The following is a 22,339-nucleotide window of genomic DNA, read 5'->3' on the forward strand; positions in this document are numbered from 1 at the left end:
CCATCGCGAAGCGACGCCGAAGGCGCCCTTGACTTTGGAGGGGCGGCCCCGTACGCAAGCGCCACCCCACCACCCGAACACCCCTCTTGTGATTCACCCGAACACCGTCCTAAGAAAGCCATGAAAACCCTCTTGAAGGGCGTCCGACCCCTTCCTGGACACCTCTAACACAGGCCGCCGCAGACGTCTCCGAAGAACCGCTCCACCAGCGGCCCACTGCCAATCACCTGAACGCGCGAGCCATCGCTTCGACCAGACGTCCTGTGCTGCTTCGGGCTTAGCGATGTTCGAAGCCCCACCCCCAGCACGGCCATCACTGTCCACAGCCTGTGGACGAAGAATCGATCGCCGTGGCGGACCAGAAGTGCCCCTACTGATCGTTTCAGAGTGTCGCTGCGTTCAAGGCCTGGGGCAGTGATGTGATGCCGTCGGAGGCCAGGAAGTGGCCCGCGCCGGGGACGATCTCGGCGGTCGTGCCGAGCAGCCGGGCGAGGCGGTCGGTGTGGCCGGGCGGGACGACGGGGTCCGCGTCGGAGCGGATGACGGTGAGGTGGTCGATGCGGTCGGCGAGGCCCTGGACGTCGCAGCCGTCCGCTATGAAGGCGTCGAGGCCGGGGAGGGCGGGCAGCGGGTCGACGAAACCGGCGACCAGGACGAGGGTGCCGAGGCGCCACGGGGGCGGCAGGGAGCGCAGGTGGCGCAGGACGGCGAGGCAGCCGAGGCTGTGCGCGACGATGATCGAGTTCTCGTCGGGGGTGCCGGCGTCGGCGCGGACGGCGGCCGTCCAGGCGGCGGGGTCGGGGGCGCCGGAGTCCGGGAGGGCCGGGATCGTGGTGGGGATGCCGGCGCGGCGGAGCTGCTCGGCGAGGTGGCCGAACCAGTGGTCGGCGGGGGTGGCGCCGTAGCCGTGGACGATCGATGCGCGCCGCTGGGATGTCCGGGTGGTCATGTAGTCGGACGGTAGGGCCTGACATCGGTGTGAGGGTCAAGCCGCCGGGTCCTGATTTGGCTTGGTTTCTGGGGGGATGAACGGGGCGGCTGAAGGAGGGACGGTGGCGGAGTCGGGCGGGACGGCGTTCGTGCTGGGCGGCGGGGGCGTGCTCGGTGCGCACGAGGTGGGGATGCTGCGGGCGCTGGAGGAGGCGAAGGTGCGGCCCGATCTGGTGGTGGGGACGTCGATCGGGGCGTTGAACGGGGCGTTCGTCGCGGCGGATCCGGAGACGGCGGTGGGGCGGCTGACGGGGTTGTGGTCGGACGACGCGGCGCGGGAGGTGTTCGGGGCGCGGGTGTGGGCGCGGCTGTGGACGCTGGCGCGGTCGGGGACGCATCTGCATTCGGCGGAGCCGCTGCGGCGGATGCTGGAGGAGCTGCTGCCGGTGCGGGACTTCGGGGAGATGGCGGTCCCGTTCCAGTGCGTCGGGGCGGGGATCGAGACGGCGATGGCGCACTGGTTCGCGCAGGGGCCGGTGATCCCGGCGGTGCTGGCGTCGTGCGCGGCGCCGGGGCTGCTGCCGCCGGTGGAGGTGGACGGGCGGCATTACTTCGACGGGGGGCTGGTGCACAGCATCCCGGTGGGGCGGGCGGTGGCGCTCGGCGCGACGCGGATCTACGTGCTGCAGGTGGGGCGGGTCGAGCGTGCGCTGGCGCCGCCGCGGAGGCCGTGGGAGGTGGGGATGGTGGCGTTCGAGATCGCGCGGCGGCACCGGTTCTTCGAGGAGATGGCGGCGCTGCCGGACGGGCTGGAGGTGCACGTCCTGCCGGCGGGCGGGAAGCGGCTCAAGGCGGGCGTCGACTACTCGCAGATGCGGTACCGGGACGCGTCGGGTATCGCTGGGCATATCGAGCGGGCCTATGCGGCGTCGATGAGGTATCTCGAAGAGCGGGTGTGAGATGGTGCCGCCCCCCGTCGTCCGGCGGCTGGTCTGCACGCCGGTGCTGTTCCTGCTGACCTTGCTGGTGGTGCTCGCGTTCCCCGTCGTGTGGTTCTTCGGGACGGTGTTCGGCCGGGAGCGCCGGCGCGTCGTCCGGTTCCTGTGGTTCGCGCTGGCGTGGGGGTTGCGGGAGTCGGCGGCGGTGGTGGAGTGCGGCTGGCTGTGGTGCACGGGGCGCGGGCGTGACGAGCGGCATTACGACGTGATCCGCCGTTATGTCGCGGGCCTGTACGCGGTGGCGGGGCGGCGGCTCGGGCTTCGGGTCGAGGACGAGGGGAGCTGGGACGGGACGGGCGGCGACCGTCCGCTGATCGTCCTCAGCCGGCACGCGGGTCCGGGCGACGCGCTGATCCTCGTCCATCACCTGCTGAGCGGGTACCGGCGGCGGCCGCGGGTGGTGATGAAGGCGGAGCTGCAGCTGGATCCGTGCATCGACATCGCCGCGCACCGGATGCCGAACGTGTTCGTGAAGCGCGGCGGCGCGACGGAGCGGATCGGGCGGCTGGCGGAGGGGCTCGGGCCGCGGGACGCGCTGCTGATCTTCCCGGAGGGCGGGAACTTCTCGCCGGAGCGGCGGTACCGGGCGATCCGGCGGCTGGCGCGCCGGCACCGCCGGCGGGACGCGGTCCGGGCGGCGCGGCTGCGGAACCTGATGCCGCCGCGGCCGGGCGGCGTCCTCGCGGCGATCGAGGCGGCGCCCGGCGCGGACGTGGTGTTCGTCGCGCACGTGGGCCTCGACCGCATGGCGTCGGTCCGGGACATCTGGCGGCGGGTGCCGCTGGCGGAGCCGGTCCGGGCGCGGTGGTGGCGGATCCCGGCGGAGGAGGTGCCGGAGGAGCGGGAGGCCCGGATCAACTGGCTGTACGCGCAGTGGGAGCGGGCGGACGCGTGGATCACGGCGAACCGGTGATCGCGATAAGCCGTTGACGTGGTCAATAGACTCCAGGGCATGGCGGACGAGGGGACGGTGCGGGTCGATCTGTGGATCTGGTCCGTCCGGCTGCTGAAGACGCGGTCGATGGCGACGACGGCGTGCCGCGCGGGGCACGTGCGGGTGAACGACGAGCGGGCGAAGCCGGCGACCGCGGTGAAGATCGGCGACGAGGTGCGGCTGCGGCACGACGGCCGGGAGCGGATCGTGGTCGTGCAGAAGATCGTCCGCAAGCGGGTGGGGGCGCCCGCGGCGGCCGAGTGCCTGATCGACAAGAGCCCGCCCCCGCCGCCGCGGGAGGCGCTGGTCCCGATCGGCCGCCGCGACCGGGGCGCGGGGCGCCCCACGAAGCGGGACCGCCGCGAGCTGGACCGGCTGCGGGCGCTGAACTCGACGCTGAACCGCCCGCCCGCGGGCTGACCCGGGCCCGGCCGACCGGGCGGCCGGCCTCAGACGCTGACGGCCTGCACGGCCGACCGGGCGAGGACGTTCCCGTTCGCGGCGAGCGCCTCGGCGACGACGCGCGGCGCGACGGGCATCGTCGCGGCCGTCTCGAATCCGGTGCGCCGGGCCGTCGCGGCGGCCGTGAAGCGGGCCGCGTCCGCGTCGGTGAGGAACCGCCAGGCCGCGACGTCGGTGGCGCCGTTCCAGCTCGCGTGCACGCGCATCCTCCCGCCCGCCACCGACGCGACGGCGACGGACGGCGCCGTCGCGGGCCGCGCCGACCAGGGCGAACGGTACGCGCGGTAGGAGCCGGCGCCGGTCATCTCCATGACGGGCTTCCCGTCCGGCCCGAACTCGATCACCGTGGCGGTCGAGCCGTAGCCGACGACCGCGTTGCCGCCCTGGAGCATCTGCACGTTGCCCATGTACTGCCCGTAGGTCGTGCCGTCGGTGTACTCCCGCAGCAGCGTCGCCTTGCGGGCCCTCTCGTCGATCTTCAGGAGGAGGCCGCGGGAGGGGCCGTCGCCGACATTGGTGATGTGGTTGTCGAACAGCGAGATCGTGGTGGCGTCGAGGCGGCGTGCGTCGTGCTGCCAGGCGAACGCGGCGCGGGGACCGATCGCGAAGTCGCTGCGGCGGCCGCCGAGCCGCCACCGCACGGCGCCGGTCCGCCGGTCGACGCAGTACAGCGCGCAGGTGTCGCGCGCGGAGACCAGCAGCGTGTCGCCGTAGGCCTGCACCGAGTTGACGTGGACCGGGTCGAACGTCCTGCCCTTCGTCCCGTCGGTGTCCTTGGTCATCGGCATCTTCGTCTCGGCGATCGCGATGTGGTCGAGTGCCTTCCAGTCGAGCAGCACCTTCCCGGTCGCGATGTCGACCTCCTGGACGCGGCAGCCGTAGACGTGCCCGTCGCGGGGGCCGCCGATCGGCCGCAGGTCCGCGGTGACCTCGGGGTAGGCGGTGAGGAGCGCGGTGCCGCGGTCGGTGAGCTGGAACTCGTGCAGGTCGCCGTGCATGCCGTCGCCGGCCCGCACTTCGGCGATCTTGCTGTAGGTCCGGTCGAGGAGGATGCCGTTGCCCGCGCCGTGCCCGCCGACGAGCCGCGCGCCCTCCCAGTAGGTCAGGACGGGCTCGCCCTTGTAGGTCTGGACGCGCAGGTCCGTCACGAGATCGCTGGAGCCGTGGAACCAGACGGGTTCGCCGTCGTCGTCGACGATCAGGGCGTCGGCGTAGTCGGTGCCGCGGAAAGGCCCGAGGAACACCAGCCCCGGCGCGGTGGTCCCGGTGCGGCGGACGGTCAGCTTCGGCGGCTGCGTGCCCGGCAGCGTGAGGTAGCCGCCCGGCTCGGCCGCGGCGGCGTCGGCGTCGGGCCCGCCGCCGCGTTGGAGCGTTCCGGCCGCTCCCGCCAACGCGGCCCCGCCGGCCAGCACCGTCCCCACCAGAAACCCGCGTCGCGACAATCCCATGCCGCACGGTCTATGCGGCCCGGTTCAGAGTTCGGTGAAAGAACCCTGAGAGGTTCCTGGTGGCCGCGGCGGATCCCCCGGCGGGTCCGCCGGTGGGTCCGCCGGTGGGTCCGCCGGTGGGTCCGCCGGTGGGTCCGCCGCGGATCGTCCTAATTCACGTCTACGTAGTCGTCCCGCGAGGCCTGCTTGTCGCAGTGGCTCGTCCCGGCGAAGTAGGCGCGCCACGTCCCGTCGCGGCTCGCCTTGAAGCCCTTCCGGAAGCGCCCGTCCTTGCCGGTCGTGGTGGAGCCCATGTACGTCCAGGTCTTGGCGCCCTTGGGGCGGAAGTAGATCCGCATGCTCTTGCCCGCGTACGAGGTGTAGCCGGTGGCGCGGTCGTTCAGCCGGTAGAGCCGCCCGGACACGGTCAGCGTGCGGCCCTTGCGGACGGGCTCGGGCGCGGCGTTGAAGCTCCCGATGGCCGTGTCGAACTTCTCGTACCAGGACTCCTGGCGGGTGGCGAGCTTTTTGCCGGACCGGTCGTAGGCGATCACCCGGGCCGTGTACCTGCCCGTGTCGGCCGGCGTGGGCGGGCAGCCGACGCCCCAGCCGACCTGGTAGCCGGGCAGGACCTTGCGGTAGCTGATGACGGGCTCGATGTGCCCGTGCGGGTCGATCAGGTCGACGTTGGAGTAGGCGACCGTGGGGCCCTCGGCGCCCCATACCCACACGTCCATGCGGCAGTACTTGTCGTACTTGTCGGTCTTCTTGACGGACAGGCGCTTGGGCACCTGGATGCGGAACGTCACCGCGGTGGCGGCGTCGGCGGCGGTGGCCGAGACCGGCCCGGCGAGCAGGCCGGTCGCGACGGCCAGCGCGGCGGTCGCGGACACGAGCCTTCGGGGCAGCGTCATGCGCGTTCTTCCTGGGGAGAGGGGGGTGGGCGGGCCGGTGGCCCGCGGAGAACGATCATGCCGGTCTTCGCTGGCAACGACAAGCCGCTTTCCGGCCGGCGCCCGGAAGTGTGTGGACATCCCGGGCGGCGGTCTGCGACCATGCGGTCCATGATCGATGAAAGGGGCGTCGCCGCCCGCATCCGATGAGCGGAGCCGTGCAGCGGGACGCTGCCGCCATCCGCGACGCATGGCTGGGCCGGGCGCTGCGTGCGCTGCCCGCCGACCGTCCGGCCGCCGAAGCGGCCATCTCCGGCCTCTACCGCCTGGCCGGACTCTCTCCGCCCCGGTTCCACTGGGTTCCCTCGCCGCTCGCGGCCTTCGAGACCGTCCCGCCCGGCATGCGCCTGCGCCCGGACGGGCCGCACGTCTTCGACGGGTCCGCCGCGCGCACACTCGCCGCGTCCGCGCTGAAGCTGCGCATCGGTCTCGACGACACGGTCGGGAAGCACAGCTCCAGCCTGGCGGCCCTGTTCCGGCAGCAGGTGCAGCTCTCGCTGGCTCGCTCGGTACGGAGCACGCTGCGCATGACCGCACGCGAGACGCACGATTTCAAGCGCGCTGCCAACACCTGGTACGACCGCCTGTGCGTTTCCTGGATCGCCTACTACGACGTCATGCGCCAGGTGGCGGGCGTACCGCTCGCGCCCGGGCAGGCCGAGCACCTCGATCTGTGGGGAGCCGCGCTCACGTCGGCCGGCTGGTGGTGGCCGCACGAGGACGTGTGTGTGGTGTCCGAGCGGCCCGTCGCCGTCAGCACCGAGCCGGCCGGGGACGACGGCGAGGTCCGCCTGCACGACCCGGACGGCCCGGCGATCCGCTACGCCGACGGCTGGGACGTGCACGCCTGGCACGGCACCCCGGTGCCGCCCTGGGTGATCGTCGACCCGTCGCCGGAGCGCATCGACCGGGAGGTCAACGTCGAGATCCGCCGGTGCGCGATCGAGCGCCTCGGCTGGCCCGCCTACATCGAGGGCGCCGGCCTGCGGCTCGTCGGCGCCGCGCCCGACCCCGGGAACCCCGGCTCCGAGCTGCGGCTCTACGACATGCGGCCGGACACCCGCGTGCTGCTGGCCGTCAACGGGTCGGTCGAGCGCGACGGCACCCGCCGCCGGTACGGGCTGACCGTTCCGGGCGCGATCGGCGACCCGGTCGCCGCGGCGGCCTGGACGTACGGGCTGTCCGCCGAGCAGTACTCCCTCCTCGCCCGCCGAACCTGAAGGTGATGACCATGGAACAGACTCTCGCGTCCCTTTCCCGGCAGACCGGCGTCGCGGTGCTCGACCACCTGGAGCGGTCGATGCGCATCCCCGTCGTCGACGGCCTCCAGGCCCAGGGCGACCTGATCGTGATCCCGCTGGACGCCGTCGCGCCGACGGTGCGGCCCGCGCCCGACGAGCCGCGGTTCGGCGCCCCCAGCCCGTGGCGGGACGTCCCGCCGGAGGGCGTCGAGCTGCTGCGCGCCGAGGCGGGCGGCAACACGCACACGCTCGTCGCCGAGCCCGGCACCTGCCGCTGGACGGGGAACGTCGTCGACGACACCCGCCTCGCCATCGGCGTGTTCGAGGCGTCGGAGGTCGTGTACCTGCTGCATCCCGAGCACGGCGCGTCGGGCTGCGCGCCGGGGACGTACGTCGTCCGGCGGCAGCGCGAGCACGACCGCCGGCGCGGCGGCGCGCGCTTCGTCGCCGACTGACCGCCCCGGCGCAGGGGTCAGCGGAACTCCAGGCCGGCGAAGTCTCCCGACTCGCGCCAGCGGTCCAGGTAGGAGAAGTAGGCGGTGGCGCCGGCGGGGTAGCCGACGTTCAGCAGCGACCACGGCGACGGCGCCTGGCCCTCGTTGTTGTAGTAGCCGGGCGTGCAGTCCGGCAGGAACCGCATCGGGGGCGGCGCGGTGCGCAGCAGGTCGAGCCAGGCGTCCTCGGCCTCCCGCGTCACCTCGATCTCGGTGAAGCCGCGGTCGAGGGCGTGCCGGATGACCGCCGCGGTCGTCGCGCCCGCCTCGGTGAGGTTGTGCGGGATGTTGGAGATGAGGTTCGCGCCCTGCGCGGGCTGCACGATGAACGCGTTCGGGAAGCCGTGGACGTGGGTGCCGTGCAGGGTGCGCATCCCCTCCGACCAGTACTCCGACAGCTTCACGCCGCCGCGTCCGGTCATGTCGTAGCCGGTGCGCCGGGTGTACTCGGTGCCGACCTCGAACCCGGACGCGTAGATGACGCAGTCCACCTCGTACTCGCGGCCGCCCGCGACGACGCCGGACGCGGTGATGCGGTCGACGCCCTTCCCGTCGGTGTCGACGAGGTGGGTACCGGGGACGTTGAACGCCTGCAGGTACTCGTCGTGGAAGCAGGGCCGCTTGCACAGCTGCCGGTACCAGGCCTTCAGCCCGGCCGCGGTGTCCGGGTCCGCGACGATCGCGTCGACGCGGGCGCGGATCTCCTCCATCTTCTCGTGGTCGGACTCCTCGTAGACCTCCGCCATCCGCTCGAGCGTCATCTCGCCGGGGCCGAGCGCGGCGTACCGGGCGCGGATGCGGCGGCTGAGGTCGGTCCAGCCGTCCATGACGAGGTCGATCTCGGCGGTGCCGCCGGTCTGGTTGGAGGTGAAGTTCTCCAGCCAGCGCCGCTGCCAGCCCGGCGTCGCGATCCCGGCGAACCACTCCGGGTCGATGGGGTGGTTGTTCCGGACGTCGACCGACGACGGCGTCCGCTGGAAGACGTACAGCTCGCGGCAGGCCCGCGCGAGGTGCGGGACGCACTGGACGGCCGTCGCGCCCGTCCCGATGATCGCGACGCGCTTGTCCGCGAGCCGGTCCATGGGCGCGCCGGACGGGTCGCCGCCGGTGTAGGCGTAGTCCCAGCGGCTGGTGTGGAACGAGTGCCCCTCGAACGCGTCGATGCCGTCGATGCCGGGGAGCTTCGGGACGTGCAGCGGGCCGGTGCCCATGGCGACGAACTGGGCGGTGAACGCGTCGCCGCGGTTCGTCCGGACGATCCACCGGGACCGGGATTCGTCCCACTCCAGGTCCTCGACCTCGGTGTGGAACAGGGCATTGTCGTAGAGGCCGTACTGCTTGCCGATACGGCGGCAGTGCTCCAGGATCTCCGGGCCGTGCGCGTACTTCTCGGTGGGCATGTGCCCGGTCTCTTCGAGCAGCGGCATGTAGACCATCGACGCGGTGTCGCACTGGGCGCCCGGGTACCGGTTCCAGTACCAGGTGCCGCCGAAGTCGCCGCCCTTCTCGACGATCCGGACGTCGGCGACCCCGGCCTCCTTCAGTCGGGCGCCGGTGACCAGCCCGGCGAAGCCGCCGCCGATGAACGCGACGGTGACGTGGTCGGTGCGCGGCTCGCGCGGCGCGACGGGGGTGTACGGGTCGGTGAGGTAGTGGGCGAACCGGCCGGTCAGGCGCTTGTACTGGGCGTTGCCGTCGGGGCGGAGGCGCTTGTCGCGTTCGGCGCGGTACTTCCGGCGGAGGGCTTCCTTGTCGATCATGCATGCTCCGGGGGCGGGGCCGGCGGGCGGGCGCGCGCGCTCGCCCTCGTCCCGAACAGAATGACATTCAGGACCGTCCAAAGGCGACACTCGTGAACGAATCACCGGCTTGCGGTCGTCGGGGCGGATACGATCGCGCTGCGGCCGCGGACCGAGGACGCCGGCCCTTGTGCGGAGTCGGAGGGAGGCGCCCCGGGTGGTCGAGCAGAACGCGGCGGGCACGGCCGGGCAGGTCACGACGGCACCGGCGGAGAGCCTGGTCCCGGCATCGGAGGTTCCGGCGGCGGAGGTTCCAGCGGCGGAGGTTCCTGTCCCGGCGGTGGAGGTCCCGGCGAGGGAGGTCCCGGCGAGGGAGGCTTCGGTCGCGGCGGTGGAGGAGCTCCTCGACGCCCTGCACGCGATCGACGCGGACGGCTGGTACCCGGCCATCGACGTCGAACGCCCGTGGTCGGCGGCGAACCCGCACATCACCGGGGAGTTCGCGCGGCCGGGCGCGATCCGGAACTACCTGCGCAGGGAGCTGTCGGCGCTGATCCGGGCGGGCGCGAACGTGAGCGTGCGGGCGTCGCGGCGGGCGCTGCCGTTCGACGATCCGGGGTTCTTCGCGGCGCTGGACGAGGACCACGTCGACCTGCGCGGCAAGAAGCTGTTCCTGTTCGGGCCGGAGCGCATGGCCCTGTCCCTCGACCGGCTCTCGCACTACTGCGGGACGCCCGCCGAGTCCTTCCAGCGGCACGTGCTGTTCACCAACTACGCGATGTACGTCGAGACGTTCCGGGAGCGGTTCCCCGACGCGGAGGGGCCGGAGCGTCCCGGCGTCCAGATGGCCGCGTGGCACCACCGCACCGAGGCGGGGGACGGCGTCAGCCTCGTCGACATCGGCGTCGGCCCGTCCAACGCCAAGACGATCACCGACCACCTGGCGGTGCTGCGCCCCGACACCATGATCATGGTCGGGCACTGCGGCGGGCTCCGCAACCACCAGCGGCTCGGCGACTACGTGCTGGCCACCGCCTACCAGCGCGCCGACCAGGTGCTGGACGAGGTGCTCCCCACCGACATCCCGGTCATCCCCAACCACCGGCTCAACACCATCCTGCTGGACAGCCTCGAGGCGGCCGGGGCCGGGTACCGGCTGGGCGTGGTGCACACCACCGGCAACCGCAACTGGGAGTTCAACCAGCGGCGGACGCTCGCGGCGATGAAGGGCGCCCGCTGCATCGCCGTCGACATGGAGTCGGCGACGATCGCCGCCAACGGGTTCCGGTACCGCATCCCGAACGCGACGCTGCTGTGCGTCTCGGACAAGCCGCTGCACGCCGCGCCGAAGCTCTCGGGCGGCGCGAAGTCGTTCTACGAGACCAGCAAGCGGCGCCACCTCGACATCGCGCTGGCCGCGCTCGAACGGGTGCGCAGCGACTTCCCCGACGGCCTGCCGAACCAGGACCTGCGCGCCTCCGACGAGCCGCTGCTCGGCATGGAGACCTGACCCCGCCCGGCGCTAGCCGAGGGTGATGACGACCTTCACGTCGTCCTTGTCCGGTGCGAACGCGTCCTGGAACTGCTCCAGCGGGACGCGCCGGGACACCAGCCGGCCGAGCCAGTCCAGGTCGGCCTTCGCGAGGGCGTCCGCGGCCGCCGCGTAGTGGTCCAGGTTGGCGTTCACCGAGCCGACGATCGCGTCGTTCTCCAGCACGATCTCCCGGTTGATGCCGCCCGCGTCGATCGTCAGCTTCCGTCCCGTCGGCGACACGCCGGTGAGGCAGACGATCCCGTACGCGCCGGTCGCCGCCATCGCGCCGAACACCAGCTGCCCGACGCCGGTCGCCTCGATGACGATGTCCGGCCTGGCGTGCGCGACGGCGGCGTCCATGCCCTCGCTGTGGTACGTCGCGCCGAGGCTCTTCACCAGGTCCGGTTTCGGGCCGTCCACGACCTGGTCGAGGACGTGCACGTCGAGCCCGCGCTGGACGCCGAGCAGCGCCGCCAGCAGCCCGATCGGGCCGGCGCCGGTGACGAGGGCGGACTTCGGCTCGTACCAGGCCCGCGCGCCGACCTTCTCGACCTGCTCCCACGCCTTCGCGACCACCGTCGTCGGCTCCATCAGCATGCCGACGTCCGCGAGCCGCGGGTCGAGCTTCACCGCGTAATCGGCCTCGACCGTCCACGCCTGGCTCGCGTAGCCGTCGATCTCCTTGATGCCGCGCTCGGTGTACCGGCCGTTGCGGCACATGTCGAACTGGCCGTGCGCGCAGGCGCCGCAGGGGTCCGGGTCGGGCCGCCGCACCACGCCGACCACGAGGTCGCCCTCGGCGAACCCGCTGCCGGACGGCGCCCGCCGCACCCGTCCGAGCGACTCGTGCCCGATGACCAGATGGTCACGTCCGGGCGGCGCCCAGCCGTACTCGCCCGACGCGATCTCCCGGTCGGTGCCGCAGACCCCGACGGCCAGCCCGTCCACCAGCAGCTCGCCGTCGCCCGGCTCCGGATCGGGGACGTCCCGGACGGACAGCGAGTCCTTCTGCCCGGGGACGACGGTCAAGGCGCGCATGCGGTTCTCCTTCGGTTCCGTGCTCTGCCTGTCTTCTGCCCGTGAGGTGTCACGTGCCGGCCGCCGCGCCCGCGCCCGCCGCCGCCCCGGCGCCCGCCCCGGCGCCCGCCCCGGCGCCCGCGCCGGCGGTCCGGGACGCCTCCGCCGCCGGGACGGTGCCGCTCAGGTGCCGGGCCGTGTTGACCAGCCCGACGTGCGAGTACGCCTGCGGCGTGTTGCCGACCTGCCGCCCCGCCGCCGGGTCGTACTCCTCGCTCAGCAGCCCGAGGTCGTTGCGCAGGCTCAGCAGCCGCTCGAACACCTCGGTCGCCTCCTCGTGCCGGCCGACGCCCTGCAGCGCGTCCGCGAACCAGAACGTGCAGGCCAGGAACGCGCCCTCCGATCCCGGCAGGCCATCGACGCCGCCGTCGGCCGACGTGTCGTACCGCAGCACGAACCCGTCCCGGTACAGGTCGCGCTCCACCGCGTCCACGGTCCCGACGACGCGCGGGTCGCCCCACGGCAGGAACCCCGTCGTGGGGATCAGCAGCAGCGCCGCGTCCACCCCCTTCGACCCGTAGAACTGCGTGAACGTGCCCCGGTCCGCGTCGTAGCCGTGCTCGCAGACGTCCGCGTGGATCCGGTCGCGCAGCGCCCGCCACCGTCCCGTCGGCCCGTCCAGCCCGTGCTTCTCGACGCCCCGGACGGCCGCGTCGACGCCCGCCCACGCCAGCACCTTGGAATGCACGAAGTGGCGGCGGTCGCCCCGCACCTCCCACAGGCCGTTGTCCGGGTCGTCCCAGTGGGACTCGAGGAAGTCGAGCAGCGACTTCTGCACGTCCCACGCGTTCTGCACCGGCGCGATGCCGGACTCCCGGCCGAGGTGCAGGCCGTGCAGCACCTCGCCCCACGTGTCCAGCTGGAACTGCCCGGACGCCGCGTTGCCGATCCGTACCGGCGCGGCGCCCTCGTACCCGCCGAGCCAGTCGAGGGTGTACTCGGGGAGCCGGCGCGTCCCGTCGATCCCGTACATGATCTGCAGCTCGGCGGGGTCGCCGGCGATGGCGCGCAGCAGCCACTCCCGCCACGCCCGCGCCTCCTCCGCGAACCCGGTGCCGAGCAGCGCCTGCAGCGTGAACGTCGCGTCCCGCAGCCAGCAGAACCGGTAGTCCCAGTTGCGCGGCCCGCCGAGCTGCTCGGGCAGCGACGTGGTCGCGGCGGCGACGATTCCGCCGGTCGGCCGGTAGGTGAGCCCCTTCAGCGTGATCAGGGAGCGGCGCACCGCGTCGTCCCAGCGGCCCTCGTAGCGGAAGCCGCTCGTCCACTCCGCCCAGAACGCCTCGGTGTCCCGCAGCGCCTGCTCCGGGTCGACGTGCCGGGGGTGCGGCTCGTGCGATGGCTTGTAGGTCAGGACGAACGGGACGCGGTCCCCGGCCGACACCGCGAACTCGCCGACGGTCGACGTCCCGCGGCCCTCCAGCGCGACGGGCGTCTTCAGCCACGCCGCGTCCGGGCCCGCGACCGCCTCCAGCTGCCCGTCCACGTGCCGCACCCACGGCACGATCCGGCCGTAGTCGAACCGGAGCCGCAGCTCCGTCCGCATCGGCACCCGGCCGCTGACGCCCTCGACGATCCGGACCACGTCCGCCGCCTCGCCGCGCGGCGGCATCGTGTCGATCACCCGGACGGTGCCGTCCGGGGTGTCCCACTCGGTCTCCAGGATCAGCGTGTCCCCGCGGTACCGGCGGCGCGTGCACATCCCACCGGACGCGGGGGCCGTCCGCCAGAACCCGGCCGCCTCGTCGTCGACCAGCGCGGCGAAGCAGGCCGGGGAGTCGAACCGCGGCAGGCACAGCCAGTCGATGGAGCCGTCGGCCCCCACCAGTGCCGCCGTATGGAGATCGCCGAGCAGTCCGTAATCCTCGATGCGCAGCGCCAACGTTCACCTCCGTGCTCGGTCTCCCGTCCCCCTCTGCCCTACCCCGGGGGCCGGATCCATGCGGGACGTGGGGTGATTCACCACGTCACAGGCCGCATGGAGGCCGTGTTCACGGGCACCCCGGCAGAGAGGACCGGACGCAGACGTGCGGAGAGGGGACAGACCATGAAGTACGGGCAGTTCATCGCGACGGTCCGCGACAACGGGGACTACAGCGGCCGCGAGGAGGCCGAGCGCGTCACCGAGGCGGTGCTGAGCGTCCTGCGGGACCGGCTCACCGAGGAGGGCGCGGACCACCTGGCGGCGCAGCTCCCCGAGCCGCTGGACGAGCTGATGCGCGACCGCGACTCCGCGCGGGCCGAGTCGTACGGGTCGGCGGAGTTCTGCCGCCGGGTCGCGGGGATGACCGGCGCCACCGAGCGGACCGCCGAATGGGACGCCGACGCCGTGCTCAGCACGCTCGCGGGCACCGTCTCCGGGGGCGAGCTGAACCATCTGCTGAGCCAGCTCCCGTCCGGGTACGCGCCGTTCTTCGGCAAGAACGAGCTCGCGGACTGAGCCCGGCGGCCGGGCGCGCCGGCCGGATTCAGGAGGCGAGGACGGCGACCGCCTCCAGGTAGGTGGAGGGGACCTCGACGGTGCCGCCGGGCGCGGCACCGGCGGCCTCGATGTGCCGGGTGAGGTCGGCGGTCAGCGCCTCCCGGCCCGCGTCGTCGAGGACGTCGAACGCGACGGTCAGCGGGCCGAAGTACGCCCGGAAGTAGCCGATCATGTCGGCGGGGGAGCGGAACCGGAACCGCCACTGCCGCTCGGCGCACTCCAGCCTGGACGCGTGCGGGCCGAGCAGCCGCTCCAGGTGCTTGGCGGTGCCCCAGCGGGTCGGCGCCGCGTCCCCGGACGCCCCGGCGGTGTACCGGCCGACGAGGCGGAGCAGCTCGCCGAGGTAGCCGTCCGGCGCCCAGCTCGCGAGCGCGATCCGGCCGCCGGGCCGGACGACCCGCAGCAGCTCGGCCGCCGCCCGCTCCTGGTCCGGGACGTACTGGACGCCGAACGTCGACACCGCGACGTCGAACGCGCCGTCGGGGTGCGCGAGCTCCAGCGCGTCGCCGTGCTCGAACCGCACGTCCAGGCCTTCGGCGGCGGCGCGGGCCCGCGCGTGCTCCAGCAGCGCGGGGACGTAGTCGACGCCCGTCACGTCGGCGAACCGGCGGGCGGCGGCGAGGGCGGTGTTGCCGGTGCCGGTGGCGACGTCGATGACGCGCTCGCCGGGGCGGATCCCGGCCGTCTCGCAGAGCAGCTCGCCGACCAGCAGCCAGCGGTTGCCGACGCGGGCGTAGTCGCCGCTGGCCCAGGTGCCGCCGGCCCCGGTGTCGACCCCGCCGATGTCGTCGCGCATGGTCCCGATCTCCCCTCGGTGGCGACCTTGATCGTCCGACATTTCTGGCATAGCGGACAAGGGCCGCCGAAATGCGATCACGTCCGTGCAGGTCGGGGGTGCCTTCTCGCCGGAAAAGGGAAGGACCGGACGCGGAGGGGGGAGTTCTGGTGGACCGGAACGTGAGGATCTTCGCGGGGGCCCTGGCGGGCACGGCGCTGCTGCTGGCGGGCTGCGGCGGCGGAGGCGGCGGCGGGAAGGCGCGGACGGCCGCGGCGGCGCCCTCGCCGAGCGGCGGCGCGGCGCAGCTCCAGCAGCAGTACGAGCAGGTCGTCGCGTCCGTGCTGCCCTCGGTCGTGAAGATCGAGACCGACCAGGGCGAGGGGTCCGGCGTCGTCTACGACGACAAGGGCGACATCGTCACCAACGCGCACGTCGTCGCGGGCGCCAAGCAGATCCGGGTGACCGCGTCCAGCGGCGGCAGCCCGCTGAAGGCGAACCTCGTCGGCTCGTTCGTCGCCGACGACCTGGCGGTGGTGAGGGCGAGCGGCGGCAACCTGCGCCCCGCCTCCTTCGGCGACTCGACCCAGGCCAAGGTCGGGCAGATCGTCCTGGCGATGGGCAACCCGCTCGGCCTCGCCGGCAGCGTGACGAACGGGATCGTGTCCGCGCTGAACCGGACCGTGTCCACCAAGCAGGAGGGCGCGTTCCCCGGCGCGACGATCGGCGACGCCATCCAGACCAGCGCGCCCATCAACCCCGGCAACAGCGGCGGCGCGCTCGTCACGCTGGACGGGCAGGTCATCGGCATCCCGACCGCCGCCGCGTCCGACCCGCAGATCGGCGGGGCCGCCGCGGGCATCGGGTTCGCCGCGCCGAGCGCCACCGTGCAGAAGATCGTCCCGCAGCTGATCCGGAGCGGGAAGGTGTCGCAGTCCGGGCGGGCCGCGATCGGCGCGACCGTCCGCACGATCGTCGACCCGAACAGCGGCGAGAAGACCGCGGTCGCCGTGGTGGACGTGACGAAGGGCGCCGGCGCCGACAAGGCCGGGATCAAGGCCGGCGACCTGATCCTCTCGGTGAACGGCACCCCGACGCCGGACCAGACCGCCCTCGCCGCCGTCCTCGCGGGCCTGAAGCCGGGCCAGACCGTGAAGGTGCAGATCGAGGAGCCGAACGGGTCGAAGAAGGACGTCCAGGTCAAGCTCGGCGAGCTGCCCGGCGGCTGACCTATCCGGGGCCGGCGGCGGCGTTCAGCGGCCCGCGCGGGCCTCGGACGGCGTGATCCCGAAGCGGGCGCGGAAGCGCCGCGCGAAATGCGCCTGGCTGGAGAAGCCCCAGCGGTGCGCGACGTCCGCGATCGTCGTCCGCGCCGCCCCGCCGGTGCCGGTCAGGTCCTCGTGCGCGCGCTGGAGGCGGCGCTCCAGGATGTGCCGGGACGGCGTCGTCCCCGCGGCCTCGAAGATCCGGCCGAGGTGCCGGACGGACACGCCCATCACCCGCGCGACCTCGCCGGGCGCCAGCGACGCGTCGTGCAGGTGCCGCTCGATGTAGTCCCCGGCGATGATCAGCAGGCTCCGGTGGGCGGCGGGAGCGGGCCGCCCGCCGGACCGCCCGTCCGCCAGCATCCGCAGCACGCCGAGGACCGCGCCGCCCGTCAGCGCCGGATCGTCGGGCCGCGGCGCCTCCAGCAGCGACCGCAGCGCCACGACCAGCTCGCCCTCGCGCGCCGTCGCGCGCCCGAACAGCATCGGCGCGGGCACCCCGCCCGCCATGCACGCGCGGACGAACAGCTCGCGCGGCACGTCCACCAGGAACTGCCGCATGGCCGAGGAGAACCCGAACAGGTACGGCCGCCGCGTGTCGTAGACGACCAGGTCCCCGGCCGTCGCGGCGAGGCAGCCGTGCTCGTGCAGGAACACCGCCTCGCCCTTCACCAGCAGCGACAGGAACACCGAGTCCTTCGGCGCGGACCGCGCGACCTGCGGCGTCCGCTCGATCGCGTGCGCGTTCCCGCTGATGTCGGCCAGCCGGACGTCCCCCAGCCGGTAGTTCGCCTGCCGCGCGACCAGCCCCCGCTCGGAGTAGGACGTGCAGGACAGCCCGACCAGCGCGCGCCGGTTGTACTCCTCCCAGAACCCGATCCGCTCGCGCGGCGCGACGTCCTCCGTGCTCGCGGTGGAGATCATGAGGTCGGCGGCCGGCATGGCGGGCTCCTCCCGATCGCAGGAAGTCTGTCCTGCTTCCGGAGCCTATGCCGGTGGCCGCGGGTCAGCGGAAGAGCGAGTTCACGTAGTCCGCGCCCAGGCCGACCTTCTCGTAGTGGGCGCGGCACATGTCGATGTAGTCGTGGACGTCGAAGAAGCCGTCCGGGTCGCCGTTCTCGTCGAGCCAGATGAGCGGGCCCTTGACGATGAACAGCGTCTTCATCGGCTCCCCGGACTCGTAGGCGACCAGCGTGTGCCCCTCGCCCGGCGCCTCGTAGATGAAATCACCCGCGGTCGCCGTCCACGGCCGCTCCAGGTAGCCCCACTTGCCGGAGATCGTGTAGGCGAACACCTCGTGCGGGTGGTAGTGCCGGTTGACGAGCCCGGCCTGCTTCGCCCGCAGGACGTCCGACCAGGTGTTGTCCTTGACGTTGATCCACAGCGGCCGCGACCCCACCGTCTCGGTGAACGGCACGTAGTAGCGGTCGTCGTCGGTGGCGACCTTCGGCAGGTACACCTCAGGCAGCGCGTCGGGCTTCTGCGAGTTCTCGATCGGCTTCAGGTTCTTCCAGAACTCGGAACCGGCTGCTTCCGGCATCGGGACGGCCCCTTCCCGCTCGTGGTCGTGTTCGTGACCGCGAGTGAACCCCGGAAGGGCCGTCCCTGTCTTTCCCCTGCCGGACCTCGCCGTTTGCACATCCCGGACATGCGCCGGGGGCGCGCGGCGAGACGCCGGTCAGCGGAGCGCTTCGCCGAGCGTGCCGGACGAGGTGTACCCGATCGACAGGACGGTCCCGCGCCCGGGCAGCCGCTCGATGTCGTTGATGCCGACGTACCCGGTGCCGCGATCGGGGCCGCGTACCGTCGTCCACTGGCCGCCGCTGTAGTGCAGGTACAGGGACGAGCCTTGGGCGGACGCGGCGGACATCCACACGCCGCCGTGACCGTCCGGCGTAAGGCCCGCGTAGGCGCCCGTCGACTCCGGTACGGGGATCTCCGTCCAGGACGTCCCGTCCCAGTGCAGAAGCGTGTGCTCGACGCCGAGGATGAGGTCGGTCCGGTAGGCCCACACGTCATCGGGCGCGACGGCGACGATCCGCTTGATGGCACCCCAGTTCGGCTTCTGGATCTGCGCTTCGGTCCAGGTGCCGCCGTCCCAGTGGTAGATGAACGGCGTGTCGGTGGACGTGTCCATGCCGCCGAGCCACACGTCGTGGTCGGAACGGGCCGAGATCGACAGCAGCGCGAGCCTCTCGGCGGGGACGTCCTTCCGCACCCACGCGCCGTCCTCGTAGTGCAGGACGGCCGCCGCGTAGGTGCCGTAGTCCTGCGCCGCGGCCCACGCCCCGCCGCCGCCGCGCGGCGCGGACACGTCGAGCCCGGTGAGCCCGGCCGGGAACGCGACCCGCCGCCAGGCGGCACCGTCCCACCGGACGGCCGTGCCGGAGCCGTCCGGCTGCGGGGCGCCGAGCGCCCAGGCCGAGCGCGGGCCGGACGCGGCGACCGTCCGCAGGCCGCCCTGCGCGACCGACGCGGGCAGCGCCTCGGTCCGCCAGGCGCGACCGTCCCAGCGCAGCATCGCCGGCGCGGACGGCGAGCTCTGCGACCCGACCGCCCACGCGGCGCGCGGCCCGACGGCGGCGATGTCGGTCATGGTGGTGGACGCGGGGAGCTGCGGGACGGGCACGTCCCGCCAGGCGGGCGCCGCCGGTCCGGCGGCGGCGGACGCGGCGGACGCGGCGGGAGCGGCGGCGGGGACGACGCACAGCGCGGCGATGAGCCCGGCCGGGAGCGCCGTGCGGACGGCGGTGGCATTCGTCGAACGGTGCCTCATGCGGTGCCTCCTCGGTGCGACGCCGGAAAATATGCCAGCAGATACTGGGAAGATCAACGGCGCTGGCCGGACCCGGCTACCGGAGCCGCACGGCCCCCGCCGCCTACCGGCGGCGGCTGCGGCGCTCCGCGCCCCTGCGCGCCGCCTCCAGCAGCACCCGCCCGACGACCCCGAGGAACACCAGGTCGCCGAGCATCTGCACGGTCGCCAGGATCCGCGCCGCCGTCGACACGGGCACGATGTCGCCGAAGCCGACCGAGGAGAACACCGTCACGGTGAAGTACATCGAGTCCACCTTCGACAGCCGCTCGGAGAAGTGCCCCGGGCCGTCGCTGTCCATCAGCCGGTACGCCGACGCGAACACCACCAGGAACAGCAGGAGGGACGTCACCAGCGTCTCCACGGCGCGCAGCCATGGCGACGGCGAGCACACGATCGCCCGCGCCTGCCAGCCGACGAGCACGCCCAGCGCCGCCAGCGCCCCGAGCAGCGCCAGCGCGGTCGCGGGCCCGAACCGCACGTCCAGCGGCGCCACCGCGTACAGCGTCAGCGCGCACGCCGAGGTCACCAGCATGCGCGCGATCGTCCGGACGAGCGGGCGGCGCGAGGGAGCGTCCACACCCTGTGGATGCCCGCGTTCACCCTCCGTGATGCTGGACGATCACCATCGGCGGATGCGAGGCTGCCGGACGTGCTGATCCTGGGCGTCCCGGCCCTGCTCTCCCTCGCCGCCTGGCTGTACCTCGCGGCCGCGCACGGCGGCTTCTGGCGCACCCGGACCGGCCTGCAGGACGGCGCCGACCCGCCCGCGTGGCCGCACGTCACCGCCGTGATCCCGGCCCGCGACGAGGCCGCCGTCCTGCCCGGCACGCTCCCGACCGTCCTCGCGCAGCGCTACCCCGGCCGCTTCGACGTCGTGGTCGTGGACGACGCCAGCACCGACGGCACCGCCGAGACCGCCGCCGCGCTCGGCGCGTCCCGGGTCGTCCGGGCCCGCGAGCGGCCCGCCGGGTGGGCGGGCAAGGTGTGGGCGATGTCCGAGGGCGTCCGCGCCGCCGGCGAGCCCGACCTCTACCTGTTCACCGACGCCGACATCGCCTACGCGCCCGGCACGCTGGCCCGGCTCGTCCGCGCCGCGCACGACCGCGACCTCGTCTCCCGGATGGCGACCCTCAACACCGCCACCGCCTGGGAGCGGCGGATCGTCCCCGCGTTCGTGTACTTCTTCGCGCAGCTCTATCCGTTCCGCCGCGTCGCGCGGGGGCGGCGCACCGCCGCCGCGGCCGGCGGCTGCATGCTCGTCCGGCGCGCGACCCTGGAGGCGGCGGGCGGGCTCGCCGCCATCCACGACGCGCTGATCGACGACGTCGCGCTCGGCCGGCTGCTCAAGCGCGCCGGGGCCCGCTGCCGCCTCGACCTCGACCGGGACGTCGTCAGCCGCCGCCCCTACCCGCACCTCGGCGACCTCTGGGCCATGATCGCCCGCAGCGCCTACCACCAGCTCCGCTACTCGCCCGCGCTGCTAGTCGGCACCGTCCTCGGGCTGCTGCTGGTCTACGCCGTCCCGCCCGTCGCGGCGCTCGCCGGCCTGGCGGCCCTCAGCCCGCTGCCCGCCGTCGCGGGCACCCTCGCCTGGGCATTGATGACCGCCACCTACATTCCGATGCTGCGCTTTTACGGACTGTCCCCATTCCGGGCGCCGGGGCTGCCGCTCATAGCGCTCATGTACGCCGCGATGACCGTCGACTCCGCCCGCCTCCATTGGAAAGGCCGCGGCGGAGCATGGAAAGGCCGCGTCAGGTGAGGGACGGTTTCCTTGCGACGCCGCAGAAGGCCGTCACCTCGGGCGGGTCGCCCCACGGATTGGGTTCGGGACGCCATTGCGACACCGACACCACACCCGGATCGAGCAGTTCCAGGCCGTCGAAATAGCCCGCGATCTGCTCCGGAGACCGAAGCTTGTAAGGGTCGCCCGCCTCGGCGCGGGTCTGCTCCGCCTGCGCCGCCGCCTCCGGATCCACCTTGTCGGTGCCGTCCTCCAGCACGAGGAAACTGCCCGGCGCCAGCGCCCCGACGAGCCGGTCGCGGATCTCCTTCGCCTCCGCGTCGTCCCACACGTTCCCGAGAATGCCGAGCATCATCAGCGCGACCGGACGGCCGAAGTCCAGCGTGGCGGCGGCCCGTTCGAGAATGGCGTCCGGCTCCCTGACGTCCGCGCTGATGTAGTCGCACGCGCCCTCCGGGGTGCTGCTGAGCAGGGCGCGGGCGTGCGTCAGCACGAGCGGGTCGTTGTCCACGTAGACGATCCGGGAGCCGGGATTGACCCGCTGCGCGACCTCGTGCGTGTTGTCGACCGTCGGGAGCCCAGTGCCGATGTCGAGGAACTGCCCGATGCCCGCCTCGCCCGCCAGATACCGCACCGCGCGGCCGAGGAACGCCCGCGAGTGGCGCGCCACGTCCACGATTCCCGGATACACCGCGCGGACCTGCTCGCCGACCTCCCGGTCGACCGGATAATTGTCCTTGCCGCCCAGCCAGTAGTTCCAGACGCGCGCCGAATGCGGAACGCTCGTGTCGATGACCGGCTCGTCCGCTGCCATGAACGACGCCCTTCGCTCGGGGGATTCCGCCCCAAATTACCGCACCCTCGCCGAACCCGGACGGCCACCGCGCACCCGCCCTCCCGCGCCTTTCCCGGAAAAGGCTCAGGGCGCCGGTTCGCAGACCACCACCGGGATCGTGCGGTCGGTCCAGCTCTGGTAGGCCCCGTACTCCGGATAGAACTCGACCAGACGGCGCCACAGTTCGGCGCGCTCGTCGCCGCCGGCGGTCCGGGCGACCATCGGCCGCCAGTGCCGGCCGGTGCGGACCGCGACCCGCGGCTCGGCCAGCGCGTTCAGGTACCACTGCGGATGCCGGCCCGTCCCGCCGCGCGAGGCGACGATGACGACGCGGTCGCCGTCCGGCATGCACAGCAGGGCCATGGTGCGCGGCTCGCCCGACTTGCGGCCGATCGTGGTCAGCAGGCAGACGGGCACCCCGGACGGGAAGGCGCTGCCGAAGCGGAAACGGCGGCCGAGCCGCCCGCCGCTCGCCCGGAAGAGCAGGATGTGCCCGCGGGTCACGAGCTTCATCGCCGGTGCGAACAGGGCGGAATCGAAGAACCGGGGCCGGCCGTCGGGCATCGCTCACTCCGTCCATTACGGGAATGGTGAGCATTGTGCCGATTCCGCACGGGGCGGCGCGAGAACCGGC

The 22,339-nt window shown here is 73.3% G+C and carries 22 protein-coding genes; 9 read left to right on the top strand and 13 right to left on the bottom strand.

Annotated features, from left to right (window positions below):
- Nucleotides 1-382: 382 nt before the first annotated feature.
- Nucleotides 383-949 (bottom strand): alpha/beta hydrolase, encoded by a 567-nt coding sequence (locus AB0C78_RS30930; protein ID WP_360754641.1) that lies wholly within the window; start codon nucleotides 947-949, stop codon nucleotides 383-385.
- A 103-nt stretch (nucleotides 950-1,052) separates the two neighbouring features.
- Between AB0C78_RS30930 and AB0C78_RS30935 the strand changes: the two genes are divergently transcribed.
- The 3 genes from AB0C78_RS30935 to AB0C78_RS30945 are packed head-to-tail and all read left to right on the top strand — an operon-like array spanning nucleotide 1,053 to nucleotide 3,282.
- The gene (locus tag AB0C78_RS30935) at nucleotides 1,053-1,889 is read left to right on the top strand and encodes a patatin-like phospholipase family protein (RefSeq protein ID WP_360754643.1); all 837 of its coding nucleotides are present in this window, start codon (nucleotides 1,053-1,055) and stop codon (nucleotides 1,887-1,889) included.
- A 1-nt stretch (nucleotide 1,890) separates the two neighbouring features.
- Nucleotides 1,891-2,841, top strand: a complete 951-nt coding sequence (locus AB0C78_RS30940; protein ID WP_360754646.1) for a 1-acyl-sn-glycerol-3-phosphate acyltransferase — start codon at nucleotides 1,891-1,893, stop codon at nucleotides 2,839-2,841.
- 39 nt (nucleotides 2,842-2,880) lie between these two features.
- Nucleotides 2,881-3,282, top strand: a complete 402-nt coding sequence (locus AB0C78_RS30945) for an RNA-binding S4 domain-containing protein (RefSeq protein WP_151541327.1) — start codon at nucleotides 2,881-2,883, stop codon at nucleotides 3,280-3,282.
- A gap of 29 nt (nucleotides 3,283-3,311) precedes the next feature.
- Here AB0C78_RS30945 and AB0C78_RS30950 read toward each other — a convergent pair whose 3' ends face one another.
- Nucleotides 3,312-4,772 carry an arylsulfotransferase family protein gene (locus AB0C78_RS30950; protein ID WP_360754649.1) on the bottom strand — a complete coding sequence of 487 codons (1,461 nt, stop codon included), beginning with the start codon at nucleotides 4,770-4,772 and terminating at the stop codon, nucleotides 3,312-3,314.
- A 149-nt stretch (nucleotides 4,773-4,921) separates the two neighbouring features.
- Nucleotides 4,922-5,665 carry a hypothetical protein gene (locus AB0C78_RS30955; RefSeq protein WP_360754651.1) on the bottom strand — a complete coding sequence of 248 codons (744 nt, stop codon included), beginning with the start codon at nucleotides 5,663-5,665 and terminating at the stop codon, nucleotides 4,922-4,924.
- A 197-nt stretch (nucleotides 5,666-5,862) separates the two neighbouring features.
- Between AB0C78_RS30955 and AB0C78_RS30960 the strand changes: the two genes are divergently transcribed.
- Both AB0C78_RS30960 and AB0C78_RS30965 read left to right on the top strand, forming a co-directional pair.
- Nucleotides 5,863-6,924, top strand: coding sequence for a DUF6745 domain-containing protein (locus AB0C78_RS30960; protein ID WP_360754654.1), 1,062 nt, complete (start codon nucleotides 5,863-5,865; stop codon nucleotides 6,922-6,924).
- Between the two features lie 11 nt (nucleotides 6,925-6,935).
- Nucleotides 6,936-7,400, top strand: coding sequence for a hypothetical protein (locus tag AB0C78_RS30965; RefSeq protein WP_360754656.1), 465 nt, complete (start codon nucleotides 6,936-6,938; stop codon nucleotides 7,398-7,400).
- A 17-nt stretch (nucleotides 7,401-7,417) separates the two neighbouring features.
- Here AB0C78_RS30965 and AB0C78_RS30970 read toward each other — a convergent pair whose 3' ends face one another.
- The gene (locus AB0C78_RS30970) at nucleotides 7,418-9,199 is read right to left on the bottom strand and encodes an NAD(P)/FAD-dependent oxidoreductase (protein ID WP_360754658.1); all 1,782 of its coding nucleotides are present in this window, start codon (nucleotides 9,197-9,199) and stop codon (nucleotides 7,418-7,420) included.
- A gap of 196 nt (nucleotides 9,200-9,395) precedes the next feature.
- Here AB0C78_RS30970 and AB0C78_RS30975 point away from each other — a divergent pair, with 196 nt between their 5' ends.
- A complete protein-coding gene (locus AB0C78_RS30975) occupies nucleotides 9,396-10,688 on the top strand; it encodes a hypothetical protein (protein WP_360754661.1) in 1,293 nt (430 codons plus the stop codon).
- Nucleotides 10,689-10,700: 12 nt separating this feature from the next.
- Here AB0C78_RS30975 and AB0C78_RS30980 read toward each other — a convergent pair whose 3' ends face one another.
- Together AB0C78_RS30980 and AB0C78_RS30985 are read right to left on the bottom strand one after the other, a co-directional pair.
- The gene (locus AB0C78_RS30980; RefSeq protein ID WP_360754664.1) at nucleotides 10,701-11,750 is read right to left on the bottom strand and encodes a glucose 1-dehydrogenase; all 1,050 of its coding nucleotides are present in this window, start codon (nucleotides 11,748-11,750) and stop codon (nucleotides 10,701-10,703) included.
- Between the two features lie 49 nt (nucleotides 11,751-11,799).
- A complete protein-coding gene (locus AB0C78_RS30985; protein ID WP_360754666.1) occupies nucleotides 11,800-13,668 on the bottom strand; it encodes a glycoside hydrolase family 15 protein in 1,869 nt (622 codons plus the stop codon).
- 165 nt (nucleotides 13,669-13,833) lie between these two features.
- Here AB0C78_RS30985 and AB0C78_RS30990 point away from each other — a divergent pair, with 165 nt between their 5' ends.
- Nucleotides 13,834-14,226, top strand: coding sequence for a DUF2267 domain-containing protein (locus AB0C78_RS30990; RefSeq protein WP_151541319.1), 393 nt, complete (start codon nucleotides 13,834-13,836; stop codon nucleotides 14,224-14,226).
- 28 nt (nucleotides 14,227-14,254) lie between these two features.
- Here AB0C78_RS30990 and AB0C78_RS30995 read toward each other — a convergent pair whose 3' ends face one another.
- Nucleotides 14,255-15,064: a methyltransferase domain-containing protein gene (locus AB0C78_RS30995; protein WP_360754668.1), complete on the bottom strand. Its 810-nt coding sequence runs from the start codon at nucleotides 15,062-15,064 to the stop codon at nucleotides 14,255-14,257.
- Nucleotides 15,065-15,213: 149 nt separating this feature from the next.
- Here AB0C78_RS30995 and AB0C78_RS31000 point away from each other — a divergent pair, with 149 nt between their 5' ends.
- Nucleotides 15,214-16,272 carry a trypsin-like peptidase domain-containing protein gene (locus AB0C78_RS31000; protein WP_360754670.1) on the top strand — a complete coding sequence of 353 codons (1,059 nt, stop codon included), beginning with the start codon at nucleotides 15,214-15,216 and terminating at the stop codon, nucleotides 16,270-16,272.
- Between the two features lie 24 nt (nucleotides 16,273-16,296).
- On the opposite strand, the gene AB0C78_RS31005 is transcribed toward AB0C78_RS31000, so the two are convergent.
- The 4 genes from AB0C78_RS31005 to AB0C78_RS31020 all read right to left on the bottom strand — a co-directional run bounded on the left by AB0C78_RS31005 (nucleotide 16,297) and on the right by AB0C78_RS31020 (nucleotide 19,703).
- On the bottom strand, nucleotides 16,297-17,250 hold the full coding sequence (locus AB0C78_RS31005) for a helix-turn-helix domain-containing protein (protein ID WP_360754673.1): 954 nt from the start codon (nucleotides 17,248-17,250) through the stop codon (nucleotides 16,297-16,299).
- A gap of 64 nt (nucleotides 17,251-17,314) precedes the next feature.
- Entirely contained in the window at nucleotides 17,315-17,848 is a 534-nt protein-coding gene (locus tag AB0C78_RS31010; protein WP_360754676.1) for a 2,4'-dihydroxyacetophenone dioxygenase family protein, read from the bottom strand.
- A gap of 138 nt (nucleotides 17,849-17,986) precedes the next feature.
- Nucleotides 17,987-19,084, bottom strand: coding sequence for a hypothetical protein (locus AB0C78_RS31015; RefSeq protein ID WP_360754679.1), 1,098 nt, complete (start codon nucleotides 19,082-19,084; stop codon nucleotides 17,987-17,989).
- Nucleotides 19,085-19,187: 103 nt separating this feature from the next.
- On the bottom strand, nucleotides 19,188-19,703 hold the full coding sequence (locus AB0C78_RS31020) for a potassium channel family protein (protein WP_360754681.1): 516 nt from the start codon (nucleotides 19,701-19,703) through the stop codon (nucleotides 19,188-19,190).
- A gap of 72 nt (nucleotides 19,704-19,775) precedes the next feature.
- Here AB0C78_RS31020 and AB0C78_RS31025 point away from each other — a divergent pair, with 72 nt between their 5' ends.
- A complete protein-coding gene (locus tag AB0C78_RS31025; protein WP_360754683.1) occupies nucleotides 19,776-20,888 on the top strand; it encodes a glycosyltransferase in 1,113 nt (370 codons plus the stop codon).
- On the opposite strand, the gene AB0C78_RS31030 is transcribed toward AB0C78_RS31025, so the two are convergent.
- A complete protein-coding gene (locus AB0C78_RS31030) occupies nucleotides 20,881-21,684 on the bottom strand; it encodes an SAM-dependent methyltransferase (RefSeq protein WP_360754685.1) in 804 nt (267 codons plus the stop codon). The genes AB0C78_RS31025 and AB0C78_RS31030 overlap by 8 nt on opposite strands.
- A gap of 105 nt (nucleotides 21,685-21,789) precedes the next feature.
- Nucleotides 21,790-22,269, bottom strand: coding sequence for a nitroreductase family deazaflavin-dependent oxidoreductase (locus AB0C78_RS31035; protein ID WP_360754687.1), 480 nt, complete (start codon nucleotides 22,267-22,269; stop codon nucleotides 21,790-21,792).
- Nucleotides 22,270-22,339 lie beyond the last annotated feature (70 nt).

It is taken from the genome of Actinomadura sp. NPDC048394 (assembly GCF_040651755.1).
In the GTDB taxonomy this organism is placed as follows: Bacteria; Actinomycetota; Actinomycetes; order Streptosporangiales; family Streptosporangiaceae; genus Spirillospora; species Spirillospora montaniterrae.

Excerpts from the sequence above, each read along its gene's own strand:
- AB0C78_RS30995 (WP_360754668.1), bottom strand. The coding sequence starts at position 15,064 with ATGCGCGACGACATCGGCGGGGTCGACACCGGGGCCGGCGGCACCTGG.
- AB0C78_RS30965 (WP_360754656.1), top strand. The coding sequence starts at position 6,936 with ATGGAACAGACTCTCGCGTCCCTTTCCCGGCAGACCGGCGTCGCGGTG.
- AB0C78_RS31030 (WP_360754685.1), bottom strand. The coding sequence starts at position 21,684 with ATGGCAGCGGACGAGCCGGTCATCGACACGAGCGTTCCGCATTCGGCG.
- AB0C78_RS31005 (WP_360754673.1), bottom strand. The coding sequence starts at position 17,250 with ATGCCGGCCGCCGACCTCATGATCTCCACCGCGAGCACGGAGGACGTC.
- AB0C78_RS30955 (WP_360754651.1), bottom strand. The coding sequence starts at position 5,665 with ATGACGCTGCCCCGAAGGCTCGTGTCCGCGACCGCCGCGCTGGCCGTC.
- AB0C78_RS31010 (WP_360754676.1), bottom strand. The coding sequence starts at position 17,848 with ATGCCGGAAGCAGCCGGTTCCGAGTTCTGGAAGAACCTGAAGCCGATC.
- AB0C78_RS30990 (WP_151541319.1), top strand. The coding sequence starts at position 13,834 with ATGAAGTACGGGCAGTTCATCGCGACGGTCCGCGACAACGGGGACTAC.
- AB0C78_RS30950 (WP_360754649.1), bottom strand. The coding sequence starts at position 4,772 with ATGGGATTGTCGCGACGCGGGTTTCTGGTGGGGACGGTGCTGGCCGGC.
- AB0C78_RS30970 (WP_360754658.1), bottom strand. The coding sequence starts at position 9,199 with ATGATCGACAAGGAAGCCCTCCGCCGGAAGTACCGCGCCGAACGCGAC.
- AB0C78_RS30980 (WP_360754664.1), bottom strand. The coding sequence starts at position 11,750 with ATGCGCGCCTTGACCGTCGTCCCCGGGCAGAAGGACTCGCTGTCCGTC.
- AB0C78_RS30930 (WP_360754641.1), bottom strand. The coding sequence starts at position 949 with ATGACCACCCGGACATCCCAGCGGCGCGCATCGATCGTCCACGGCTAC.
- AB0C78_RS31015 (WP_360754679.1), bottom strand. The coding sequence starts at position 19,084 with ATGAGGCACCGTTCGACGAATGCCACCGCCGTCCGCACGGCGCTCCCG.
- AB0C78_RS31035 (WP_360754687.1), bottom strand. The coding sequence starts at position 22,269 with ATGCCCGACGGCCGGCCCCGGTTCTTCGATTCCGCCCTGTTCGCACCG.
- AB0C78_RS30940 (WP_360754646.1), top strand. The coding sequence starts at position 1,891 with ATGGTGCCGCCCCCCGTCGTCCGGCGGCTGGTCTGCACGCCGGTGCTG.
- AB0C78_RS30945 (WP_151541327.1), top strand. The coding sequence starts at position 2,881 with ATGGCGGACGAGGGGACGGTGCGGGTCGATCTGTGGATCTGGTCCGTC.